At 67.5% G+C, this 11377-nt stretch carries 12 protein-coding genes; 4 read left to right on the top strand and 8 right to left on the bottom strand.

Annotated elements, in window-relative coordinates; translation table 11 throughout:
- From H162_RS29950 to H162_RS0102660, 4 genes are all read right to left on the bottom strand, one after another.
- The coding region (locus H162_RS29950; protein ID WP_040786306.1) for an efflux RND transporter permease subunit at positions 1-1269 on the bottom strand (1269 nt) is incomplete at its 3' end.
- 4 nt (positions 1270-1273) lie between these two features.
- Positions 1274-2476, bottom strand: a complete 1203-nt coding sequence (locus H162_RS0102670; RefSeq protein WP_026354140.1) for an efflux RND transporter periplasmic adaptor subunit — start codon at positions 2474-2476, stop codon at positions 1274-1276.
- 385 nt (positions 2477-2861) lie between these two features.
- Positions 2862-3710 (bottom strand): alpha/beta hydrolase, encoded by an 849-nt coding sequence (locus tag H162_RS0102665; protein ID WP_020651899.1) that lies wholly within the window; start codon positions 3708-3710, stop codon positions 2862-2864.
- Positions 3707-3925, bottom strand: coding sequence for a hypothetical protein (locus H162_RS0102660; protein WP_020651898.1), 219 nt, complete (start codon positions 3923-3925; stop codon positions 3707-3709). The genes H162_RS0102665 and H162_RS0102660 overlap by 4 nt, the downstream gene beginning before the upstream one ends.
- Before the next feature lie 154 nt (positions 3926-4079).
- Here H162_RS0102660 and H162_RS0102655 point away from each other — a divergent pair, with 154 nt between their 5' ends.
- From H162_RS0102655 to H162_RS0102640, 4 genes are all read left to right on the top strand, one after another.
- Positions 4080-5057, top strand: coding sequence for a LysR family transcriptional regulator (locus H162_RS0102655; RefSeq protein ID WP_040786257.1), 978 nt, complete (start codon positions 4080-4082; stop codon positions 5055-5057).
- A 35-nt stretch (positions 5058-5092) separates the two neighbouring features.
- Complete coding sequence (locus H162_RS0102650; protein ID WP_020651896.1) at positions 5093-5539, top strand: Mpo1 family 2-hydroxy fatty acid dioxygenase; 447 nt, start codon at positions 5093-5095, stop codon at positions 5537-5539.
- Between the two features lie 93 nt (positions 5540-5632).
- Positions 5633-6571 (top strand): DMT family transporter, encoded by a 939-nt coding sequence (locus H162_RS0102645; RefSeq protein WP_020651895.1) that lies wholly within the window; start codon positions 5633-5635, stop codon positions 6569-6571.
- The gene (locus H162_RS0102640; protein WP_020651894.1) at positions 6568-7062 is read left to right on the top strand and encodes a GNAT family N-acetyltransferase; all 495 of its coding nucleotides are present in this window, start codon (positions 6568-6570) and stop codon (positions 7060-7062) included. Before H162_RS0102645 ends, H162_RS0102640 begins: the two co-directional genes overlap by 4 nt.
- A gap of 320 nt (positions 7063-7382) precedes the next feature.
- On the opposite strand, the gene hutI is transcribed toward H162_RS0102640, so the two are convergent.
- Genes hutI through hutG form a run of 4 tightly spaced genes read right to left on the bottom strand, consistent with a single transcriptional unit; the run spans position 7383 to position 11368 of the window.
- Positions 7383-8621, bottom strand: a complete 1239-nt coding sequence (hutI, locus tag H162_RS0102635; protein WP_020651893.1) for an imidazolonepropionase — start codon at positions 8619-8621, stop codon at positions 7383-7385.
- Positions 8614-9219: a HutD/Ves family protein gene (locus H162_RS0102630; RefSeq protein WP_020651892.1), complete on the bottom strand. Its 606-nt coding sequence runs from the start codon at positions 9217-9219 to the stop codon at positions 8614-8616. Before H162_RS0102630 ends, hutI begins: the two co-directional genes overlap by 8 nt.
- Complete coding sequence (locus H162_RS0102625; RefSeq protein ID WP_020651891.1) at positions 9216-10583, bottom strand: formimidoylglutamate deiminase; 1368 nt, start codon at positions 10581-10583, stop codon at positions 9216-9218. The genes H162_RS0102630 and H162_RS0102625 overlap by 4 nt, the downstream gene beginning before the upstream one ends.
- Positions 10580-11368, bottom strand: a complete 789-nt coding sequence (hutG, locus tag H162_RS0102620) for an N-formylglutamate deformylase (RefSeq protein WP_020651890.1) — start codon at positions 11366-11368, stop codon at positions 10580-10582. Before hutG ends, H162_RS0102625 begins: the two co-directional genes overlap by 4 nt.
- Positions 11369-11377: the final 9 nt, after the last annotated feature.

The raw sequence follows: 11377 nt of genomic DNA, 5'->3' as shown, positions 1-11377 counted from the left end.
GGCGATGTTGCGCTCGACGTTTTCCACCACCACGATGGCGTCGTCGACCACGATGCCGATCGCCAGCACCAGCCCGAACAGCGACAGGGTATTGATCGAGAAGCCGAACGCCAGCATCACGGCGAAGGTGCCGACCACCGAGACCGGCACGGCCAGCAGCGGAATGATCGAGGCGCGCCAGCTCTGCAGGAACACGATCACCACCAGCGCCACCAGCACCACCGCCTCCAGCAGGGTGTGGATCACCGAGTCGATCGACTCGCGCACGAACTGGGTCGGGTCGTAGACGATGGAATACTCGACGCCTTTCGGGAAGTCCTTGGCCAGTTCGGCCATCGTGGCGCGCACGTCGGCGGACAACTGCAGGTCGTTGGCGCCGGGCGCGGCGAAGACCGGAATCGCGACCGCCGACTTGTTGTTCAGCAGCGAGCGCAGCGCGTAGGAGCTGGAACCGAGTTCGATCCGGGCCACGTCCTTCAGCAGGGTGGTCGCGCCGTCCTCGTTGGTCTTCAACACGATGTCGCCGAATTCCTCGGTCGTCTGCAGGCGGCCCTGGGTGTTGACGGTCAGCTGGAAGTCGGCGTCCTTGGCCGGCCCCTGGCCGACGACGCCGGCCGCGACCTGGACGTTCTGCTCGCGGATCGAGGCCACCACGTCGCTCGCGGTCAGGTTGCGCGCGGCGACCTTCTGCGGATCGAGCCAGACGCGCATCGCGTAGTCGCCCGAACCGAACAGCTGCACCTCGCCCATGCCCTTGATGCGGGCCAGCTGGTCCTTGACGTTCAGCACCGCGTAGTTGCGCAGGTACAGGTCGTCATAGGTGCCGTCGGGCGAATTCAGGTGCACCACCATGGTCAGGTTCGGCGAGCTTTTCACGGTGGTGACGCCGATCTGGCGCACTTCTTCCGGCAGGCGCGGCAGCGCGCGCTGGACCCGGTTCTGCACCGCGGTCTCGGCCTGCTCGACATTGGTGCCGATCTTGAAGGTCACGGTCAGCGCCAGCGCGCCATCCGAGGTGTTTTGCGAGGACATGTAGAGCATGTCCTCGACGCCGTTGATCTGCTCTTCGAGCGGGGTGGCCACGGTTTCCGCGATCACCTTCGGGTTTGCGCCCGGATACTGGGCGCGCACCACCACCGAAGGCGGCACCACTTCCGGATACTCGGAAATCGGCAGCATGAAGATCGAGATCAGGCCGCCGACGAAGATCAGTACCGACAGCACCGCCGCGAAGATCGGCTTGTCGACAAAGAATTTAGGGAAATTCATGGGATTACTCCTTGGCGGCGGCGCCGGCCATGGCCAGCTTGGCGCCGTTCGCCTGGGTAGTGGTGGCCACCATCGGCACCACCTGGGCCGCGACCGGAGCGCCCGGACGCACGCGCTGCAGGCCGTTGACGACGATCTTCTCGCCCGGCTTCAGGCCTTCGCGCACGATGCGCAGGCCGTCGATGGTCGGACCGAGCTTGACGGCGCGGTATTCGGCCTTGCCTTCCTTGTCCACGACGTAGACGAACTTGCGGCTCTGGTCGGTACCGATGGCGCGGTCGTTGATCAGGATCTGCTCGCGCGGATCGCCGCCGCCGATCTGCACGCGGGCGAACAGGCCGGGCGCCAGCGAACGGTCGCTGTTGGCGAAGGTGGCGCGCATGCGCACGCTGCCGCTGCGGCTGTCGAGCTGGTTGTCGACGAATTCGAGCTTGCCGGTATGCGGGAAACCGTCCTCGTTCGCCAGGCCGATCCTCACCTCGACCGGCTGGCCGGCGTGGGCGCGGCGGCCGACGCGCAGGTAGGTGTCTTCGTCGCCGTCGAAACTGGCGTAGATGCGGTCGAGCGAGACCACCGAGCTCAGGACCGCCGAGGCGTCGACCAGGTTGCCGAGGGTGATCTCGGCCTTCGACACGCGGCCGTCGATCGGCGACAGCACGCGGGTGTACGACAGGTTCAGGCGCGCCGCTTCGAACTGGGCCTGGGCGGCGCGGGCGCTGGCGTCGAGTTCCTTCTGGGCGGCCGCGCGCTCGTCGAACTCGCGCTGGGCGATCGCCTTGTCGGCCAGCAGGCGCTCGGCGCGCTGCAGTTCCAGGCGCGCCAGGTCGGCGCGGGCGCGGGCCGCGCCGGCGGCGGCGCCGGCGCGGTCGGCCTCGGCCTGGTAGGGACGCGGGTCGATCACGAACAGCACGGCGCCCTTCTTCACTTCGGCGCCCGGCTTGAAGTTCACCTCGGTGATGTAGCCCGACACGCGGGGGCGGATCTCGACCACGTCGATCGCCTCCAGGCGGCCCGAGAATTCCTGGGTCTCGGTGACGGCCTTCTGCACCACCACGGCAGCCGACACCGGCGGCGCGCTGGGAGCGGCCGGCGCGTCGTTGCTGTTGGCGTCGGCGCAGCCGGTGAGCGCGGCTCCAGCCAGTCCCGCAACCGCCAGCGCGGCCACCATCATGCGAAGCTTGCCCGTCCATCGTTGTTGGCTATTCATGATTAACCTTTCTTATACAAACAAAACAAATAAAAGCGTGTGCGCTTGCTCCCGGCTCTCCGCTGGAGGCAAAACGCGGGCGTAAAGAGGCCCTTCCGTGCGCGTGGCACGGCCGGTACTGCATTCAGAAAATCAGGAGGGGTGGCCGCTCAGTGGGGACACCTGGCTGGGGTGGACGTCCAACAGGGGAGCGGCTGGCGGCGGGCGCTGGCGGCCGGTCCTGCTTCGGTGTGGCTGTTCATGGCAACTCTCCCTGTGGTGATGCCGCCCGCGGCGCCTGTCGCACGAAACGACAGGTAAAGCGGGTCCCTTGCCGTACTCCGGTACGGCGTGTCGACTGCTTGCATTGAAAGCCGGGCCAGCATCCGTGGCCGGGCGGGTTGCGCTATGCGCTACCGCTTCCCTTTGCTTCCAGGCCGGCCAGGAATATCCCGATCTCGGCCATCGCGTGCACCTTGCACGCGCATTCGTTGCGACCGTTCGGGTCCTGCAACTGGGCTGGAGGCAGGCGCCGCACCGTGGTGCGGACACCTGCGTTGATCAATTTGGCGCCATACTGCTCGGCTTCGTCGCGCAGCGGGTCGTCTTCGGACGACAGGATCAGGGCCGGCGGCAGGTTCTTCAGCCTGCTCGACTGCAGCGGCGAGGCGTACGGGTGCGAGCGGTCGGCGGCGTTCGGCAGGTAGCCGCGGTAGGCCGCGGCGCACACGGTCGCCGCTTTCTCGCGGTCCGGGCACATCGTCATCTGGCGCATCGATCCCGTGCTCAGGCCCGGGTCGAGCATCGGCATGATCAGGAGCTGCCCCGCCAGCGCCGGGCCGCCCCGGTCGCGCGACATCAGTCCGCACACCGCCGCCAGGTTGGCGCCGGCCTCGATGCCGGCCACCACCAGGTGCTTGCCATTCCATCCGATCCTGGTCTTGTTCTTCTTTGCCCACAACAGCACCGCATGCGCATCCTCGACCGCGGCCGGGAACGGACTCGCTGTCGCCAGGGTGTAGCTCGAAGCCAGCACCACCGGCTGGTCGTCGCTGTCGGCCAGCGCGCGCAGGAAATCGTCCGCCTCCTGCAGGTCGCCGCCCACGAAGGCGCCGCCGTGGAAGAACACCACCAGCATGTCGCGCTTGCCGGCGGAGCCGGCCACGTACAGCCGGGCGCCCAGCGGGCCGCTGGCCCCCTGGACTTCGAGGTCGCGCACCTTCAGGTCGCCCTCATTGCCCAGGACCGCGCTCATCGGCCAGCCTCGACGTCGCGGAGCTGCACCATGCGCGCCTGCTGGTCTTCGCATTCGCCGGCGCACGCCATCTGCACCTGCATCGCCAGCGCATCGAAACCGCGCGCTTCGGCGCCGGCGGCGCGCGAATAGGCATCGGTACCGAGCAGGCCCGCCAGCGCGACTCCGCTGATGGCGACTGCGACCGTGGTATAGATTCCGTCCCGAATGCTCATGACCAGCTCCCGTTTGACTTTCATTTTTTTGCTGCGATGCACACACTATAGACTTCAACTACAATCGGATAAAGATGGTAAATACGAATTGATTGTTCAGATTCCTGAATAATCTCGCGTTTTTCTCATCCGCTGCTGGTGGAGGAACCCGAACATGAACAAACTACAAGCCATGGAAGTCTTCGTGCAGGTGGTCGACTGCGGCAGCTTCACGCGCGCCGCCGACATGCTGCAGATGCCGAAGGCCACCGTCTCGACCCTGGTCCAGTCGCTCGAGACGGCCCTGTCGGCCAAACTGCTGCACCGGACCACGCGCCAGGTGACGGTCACGTCCGACGGCGCCGCCTATTATGAACATTGCGTGCGCATCCTGTCGGACGTGCGCGACGCCGAGGAATCGCTGTCGCGCCACCGCCTCAGCCCGAGCGGGCGGCTGCGCGTGGACTCGCCGACCGGGCTGTCGTCCGAGATCCTGATCCCGGCCCTGCCCGGCTTCTTCGAGCGCTATCCCGACATCACCCTGGAACTGGGCAGCACCGACCGCGTAGTCGACCTGGTCGAGGAAGGGATCGATTGCGCCGTGCGCGGCGGCGAACTGTACGACACCAGCCTGATCGCCCGCCGCGTCGGCGTGATCAACTTCGTCACCTGCGCGGCGCCCTCCTACGTCGAACGCTACGGCATGCCGCTGCATCCGCGCGACCTGGAGCGCCATCGCTGCGTGAACTATTTCTCTACCAAGACCGGCAAGATCACCAACTGGGACTTCTCGCGCGACGACGAACGGATCGAGGTGGCGCTGCCGGGCACGATCGCGCTGAACGACTCGAACTCCTACGTCAAGGCGGGCCTGGCCGGGCTGGGCGTCATCACCATGACCGACTACCTGCTCACCGAATACCTGGCCACCGGCAGGATGGTGCGCCTGTTGCCGGAATGGCGCAGCGATCCGCTGCCGGTCCACATCGTGTATCCGCAGAACCGCCACCTGTCGGCCAAGGTGCGCGTGTTCGTCGAATGGGTGTCCGAACTGTTCGCGAGCCATCCCCACCTGCGCCTGCAGCCGGCCGACAGCGCCGCGCCAGGCGCGCCGCGGCCGCCGGGGGCTTTCCAGCTGGGCCAGGGGGTGTAAAATCTTCGGCACACAACAACAGTCACGAGACAGCCATGGAACATACGTCGCAGCCGCGCAGCATCGACCTGCTGCTGGCCCAGTACGCCGAAAGCCATCGCAACCCGACCAATGAACTGATCCACTTCGCCTGCATCCCGGCAATCGTGTTCAGCCTGCTGGGCATCCTGTGGGCGATGCACCCGGTGGTGGCGCTGGCGGTCGTGCTGGGGTCGCTCTATTACTACCTCAAGCTGTCGCGCCCGTTCGCGATCGGGATGGCCCTGATGAGCGCCGCGATGCTGGCCCTGCTGGCCCTGATGCCGCCGCTGACCGTGCTGCCGTTCTCGATCGCCGTGTTCGTGGTGGCCTGGATCGGCCAGTTCATCGGCCACAAGATCGAAGGCAAGAAGCCCTCCTTCTTCGACGACCTGCGCTTCCTGCTGATCGGTCCGCTGTTCGTGCTCAGCTTCCTGTACCGGCGCCTGCGCGTGGCGTATTAAGCTTCTTGCCATGTTGCTTGGCAGCTACAGCAAGCCGGCATGCATACGTAAAGAATAGCCGTAGGGCAAGCGCGGAACATTTATACTCCCGCGATGCCTACTTCCGTCCTGTTTACCGTCGCCTCGCTGATCTGGGGCTCCACCTTCTGGGCCATCACCTTGCAGCTGGGGCAGGTCGCGCCCGGCGTCTCGGTCGCCTACCGTTTCTTCCTCGCCGCTGCCGCCCTGTTCGCCATCTGCGTCGCGCGCCGCGACCGCCTGCTGCTGCCCTGGCGCACCCATCGCTGGATGGCGCTGCAAGGCTTCCTGATGTTCGGCATCTCCTATGTCTGCACCTACGAAGCCGAGCTGCACGTGGTGTCGGGCCTGGTCGCGGTGCTGTATGCGCTGATGGTGTTCTGGACGCCGCTGTGGAGCCGGATCTTCTTCGGCACCGGCATCGGGCGCCGCACCCTGGCCTGCGGCGCCGTCGCCACCGCCGGCGTGGCCCTGCTGTTCTATCACTCGATCGGCGACGCCTGGCGTGACCTGCAGGCGGGCGGCGGCGGAGAATTCCTGGCCGGCGTGATCCTGGCCCTGGTCGCCACCCTGGCCAGTTCGGCCGGCAGCATCGTGGTCGGCAAGGTCAAGGAACAATGCGCCAGCCTGCCGCTGACGATGGCGTGGTCGATGCTGTGGGGCGCCTCGATGGTGGCCGCCTGGTCGCTGGCGAATGGCGACGCCTTCGTTTTCCCGGATAATGCCACTTACTGGATGGGACTGGTCTACCTGTCGATCTTCGGCTCGGTGATCGCCTTCTTCGCCTACTTCACCCTGATCAGCCGGATCGGGCCGCAGAAGGCCGTCTACATCGGCGTCATCACGCCGGTGCTGTCGGTCCTGCTGTCGATCCGTCTCGAGGACTACCGGCCGGGCCCCATCGAGTTCGCCGGCATGGTCCTGTGCCTGGCCAGCGTGGCCTGGGCCCTGCGTGCACCCGCAGCCAAACCGGTGCAATCCGCTAACCTGAACAATGCAATCGAAACTCCATGAGCACTGACACCATTTTCTCCATCCGCCCCGCGCAAGCCTCGGACGTCGCCCACATCCACGCCATGATCGTGGAACTGGCCGTGTTCGAAAAACTCGAACACCTGGTCGTGGCCACCGAAGCCATGCTGCACGAAGGCCTGTTCGGTGCGCGCCCGGCCTGCGAAGCCATCATCGGCGAAGAAAACGGCAAGGTGGTCTGCTTCGCCCTGTTCTTCCATAACTTCTCGACCTTCCTCACCAAAAAGGGCCTGTACCTGGAAGACCTGTACGTGCTCCAGTCGCACCGCGGCAAGGGGTATGGCACGAAGATGCTGACCCGCCTGGCGCAGATCGCCGTCGAACGCGAATGCGGCCGCTTCGAGTGGTCGGTGCTGGACTGGAACGAACCGGCGATCCAGTTCTACAAGGCGATGGGCGCGGACATCCTGCCCGACTGGCGCATCTGCCGCCTGACCGGCGACACCCTCGCCGCCATGGCGGAACGCCGTTAAAAGAAAAAGCCCACGGGGCCGTTGTGGCGCCGTGGGCGAACCCATTTTTTCCAAAATGGGGAGGGGAGGTGGGAATCACATGAAAGCACTATAGACGCGCATTCTTAATGATCAATTAATCCTTACATTTAGTTACCGCTGTTACCAGCCTTGAGGTCATCATTACCCAGGCAGGGAAAGATGCGTTGAGCATCGTCAAGCATTCGCTGCGACGGTAGGGTGGACAGCTTGCTGTCCACGCGGAGATAGTTGCCGGAACTGGTATCGGCGCGATGATCTCGCCGCTAATGATCGCCGCGTCGGCGGGGGACCCGCCTACGCTACGTGTGCTGGAGCCAGACGCCCACACTCCGAAGGATGCCGTCCTTGACGACGGCCCGGCACGGATTGAAGCCGATGGCATAGGCTAGGTCGGCCGGGCGTGCGATGTCCCAGAGCGCCAGGTCGGCGCGCCTGCCCACTTCCAGGGTGCCGATCTCGCCATGCAGCCCGAGCGCGCGCGCCGCGTGCAAGGTCGTGCCGAGCAGCGCTTCCTGCGGCGTCAGGCGCCACAAGGTGCAGGCCATGTTCATCGCCAGCAGGATCGACGTCATCGGCGAGGTGCCGGGATTGCAGTCGGTCGCCACCGCCATCGCCACGCCGGCCTCGCGGAGCAAGGCCACCGGCGGCGGCGTGGTCTCGCGCAGGAAGTAATACGCCCCCGGCAGCAGCACCGCCACCGTGCCGGCGCGCGCCATCGCCGCCACGCCTTGCGGCGACAGGTATTCCAGGTGGTCGGCCGACAGGCCTTTGTATCGCGCCACCAGTTCCGCCCCGCCCTGGTCCGAGAGCTGTTCGGCATGCAGCTTGACCGGCAGGCCCAGCCTGCGCGCGGCCGCGAACACGCGTTCGGTCTGCGCATTCGAAAAGCCGATCCGCTCGCAGAACGCATCCACCGCATCCACCAGCCCCTGCTGCGCCAGCGCCGGCAGCATGCGCTCGCACACCTCGGTCACGTAGTCGTCGGCGCGTCCCGCGAATTCCGGCGGCAATGCGTGCGCGCCGAGGAAGGTGGTCGCCACCCGCACCGGCAGTTGCTCACCGATGGCGCGCGCGGCGCGCAGCATGCGCTCCTCCGCGGCCCAAGCCAGGCCATAGCCGGACTTGATCTCGATCGTGGTCACGCCCTCGGCCAGCAGGGCCTTCACGCGCGGCAGGCTGGCCGCGACCAGCGCCTCGACCCCGAGCTCGCGGGTCGCGCGCACCGTCGACATGATGCCGCCGCCCTGGCGCGCGATGTCCTCGTAGCTGGCGCCGTTCAGGCGCGCTTCCCATTCGTTGCTGCGGTTGCCGCCGTGGACGATGTGGGTGTGGCAGTCGACCAGGCCCGGCGTCATCCAGGCGCCGCCGCAGTCATGTTCGGCGGCGGCCCGCGGCGCCCGGGCGCGCGGGCCGAGCCAGGCGATGCGGCCGTCCTTCACGGCGAGCGCGCCGTCGCGCAGTTCGCCGTAGCCATCGGCCATCGTGGCCAGGTGGACGTTGGTGAACAGCAGGTCGGCCGTGACGGCGGCTTCACTCATAGGCTTCCTCTTCGTCCTCGTCGGCGTGGTAATAGACATCGACGATGAAGATGGTCGCCTGCCCCGCCTCCAGGCTCCACACGGTGTCGGGGTCGAGCAGCACCGCGTCGTAGCGCACCATGCCGATCCGTTCGTCGTCGCTGGCGAGTTCCAGGCTGTCGCCCTCGGCCAGGAACAGCACGGTGACATCGGCGCGCGCCACGAAGGTGGAGTCGCCGCTCAGGATGCGGCGTCCGAACTGGTGGTAGCACAGGTCGCTGCGCGTCATGACGTTGTAGTCGGTGGTCGGTCCGCGACTGAGCTTGGCCTGCACGAGCGAGGCGCCGTCGAAGGAGGCGACCGGGTCGGCCTCGCTGATCAGCATGGCCTGGCCGTCGATGTGCAGGGTCATCCCGTGGCCCTCGACCAGCGCCAGGGTGCGGTCCACGCCCCGGAACTGCGAGAACGCGCCATCCTCGGCGATCGTCGCCAGGCTGACGCGCCAGTCGAAGTCCTCGAAACCGGCATCGGGCGGGCCGATGGCGATCTCGATCGTGCTTCCGCCGCCGTTCTTCCACGGCACCGGGGACAATCCTGCAAACGGGATCAGTACGGTCATTGGCTCACCTCGCGCAATTCGTTGATTGCCTGGCGGTAGCGCTGTGCGATCGCATCCTGCGCCACGTGCCTGCCCCCCTGCACCACCCAGCGCCCGCCGCACAGCACGTCGCGCACCAGGTTGTCGTTACCGCAGAACAGGAAGCGTCCGAGCACGTCGGCCTCCTGCACGCCGTCCAGGTTCGGATGGACGCCGTCCAGCACCAGCAGGTCGGCGCGCCTGCCCTCTTCCAGCGCGCCCACGCGCCGTCCGGCCGCCTGGGCGCCGCCGCGCAGCGCGGCCTGCCACAGGTACTCGCCGACGTCGCGCCGCTCGCGCGTGACCGCCACGTTGCGGCGCTGGTGCAGCAGGCGCTGGCCGTATTCGAGCCAGCGCAGCTCCTCGACCGGGCTTTGCGAGACGTGGCTGTCGCTGCCCACGCCGAAGCGCCCGCCGGCCGCGATGAAGGGTTCGAGCGGGAACAGGCCGTCGCCCAGGTTGGCCTCGGTGGTCGGGCACAGGCCGGCCACGGCGCCGCTGCGCGCCAGCGCGGCCACCTCGAGGTCGTCGAGATGGGTGGCGTGCACCAGGCACCAGCGCTCGTCGATGCCGGCGTGCTCCATCAGGTAGGCCACCGGACGCTGTCCGCTGTAGGCCAGGCACTGCGCGACTTCGGCCTGCTGCTCGGCGATGTGGATGTGCAGCGGACGCCCCTGCGGCAGGCCTTCCGCCAGCGCGCGCACCTGGGCGATGGTGGCGGCGCGCAGCGAGTGCGGGGCGGCGCCGACCTCGAGCTGGCCGTCGCGCAGCGATCCCAGTGCGTCGACGATGCCGAGCACGTCGTCCACGCCGGTGCGGAAGCGCTCCTGGCCCGGCTTCAAGGGCTGCTCGCCGAAGCCGGCATGGCTGTACAGCACCGGCAGCAGGGTCAGGCCCATGCCCGCCTCGTGGCCGGCGCAGGCGATGCGCTCCGCGGTGTCGGCCGGGCGCGCATACGGCTTGCCGCCCTGGTCGCGCTGCAGGTAGTGGAATTCGCAGACCGAGGTATAGCCGTGGCGCAGGCACTCGGAGAACAGCTGGGCGGCGATGGCTTCGATCTGCTCCGGCGTGATGCGGGCGGCGAAGCGGTACATCAGGTCGCGCCAGGTCCAGAAGCTGTCCGGCCCGTCGCCGGCGCGCTCGGTCAGCCCGCCCAGCGCGCGCTGGAAGGCGTGCGAATGCAGGTTGACCATCCCCGGCAGCACATGGTCGGCGCACGCCACGCCCGGCGGCGCTGTCGCATCGGCAGCAATATGCGCCAGGTCGCCGTGGATGTTCCATTCGAGCAGCACGTCGCGCCGCCAGCCCTGCGGCAGCAGCGCATGGCGGGCGAACAGGGCTCTCATGAGCGCACCCAGGCCACGGCCGATCCGATCATGTCGCGCAGCAGCGGCTGCACCTCGGCGGCGACGCCGGGACGGTAGTCGAAGGGCGCCGCTTCGTTCATGTACAGGCACTGGCACATCTCGAGCTGGATCGCGTGCACGCCGCTCGCCGGCTGGCCGTAGTGGCGCGTGATGTGGCCGCCCTTGAAGCGGCCGTTGAGCGCGACCGTGAAGCGGTCCTGGGCGCGCGCCACGCCGACCACGACCTGTTCGAGGCCGGGATCGCAGGACTTGCCGTCGGCGGTGCCGAAGTTCAGGTCCGGCAGGCGGCCCTCGAAGAAGCGCGGCACCCGGGAGGCGATCGAGTGCGCGTCCCACAGCGCCACGCGCCCGAACTGCGCCTTCAGGCGATCGAGCTCGGCGCGCAGCTGCTGGTGGTAGGGGCGCCAGTAGCGCTCCAGGCGCGCCTTGACTTCGGCCTCGTCGGGCGCCATGCCGGGCAGGTACAGGCTTTCGCGGCCGAAGGTGTCGACCGGGCACAGGCCGGTGGTGTCCATGCCCGGGTACAGGTTGGTGTTCTCCGGCGGCCGGTTCAGGTCGATCAGGTAGCGCGACCAGCGCGCCGAGATCACCGAAATCCCCATCTCCTCGAGGAAGCCGTACAGCTCCGCCAGGTGCCAGTCGGTGTCGGCGCGCGCCTGCGCACAGGGCGCCAGCCGCGCCGCCACCTCGTCGGGGATGTCGGTGCCCACATGCGGCATCGACACCAGCATGGGAAGCCTGCCTGCCTTGAACCGGTACTCCATTGCGACTCC

It is taken from the genome of Massilia niastensis DSM 21313, assembly GCF_000382345.1.
Lineage (GTDB): Bacteria > Pseudomonadota > Gammaproteobacteria > Burkholderiales > Burkholderiaceae_D > Telluria > Telluria niastensis.
Note: the sequence above shows the minus strand (reverse complement) of the source record. Positions and strands in the feature narration are given on the sequence as shown.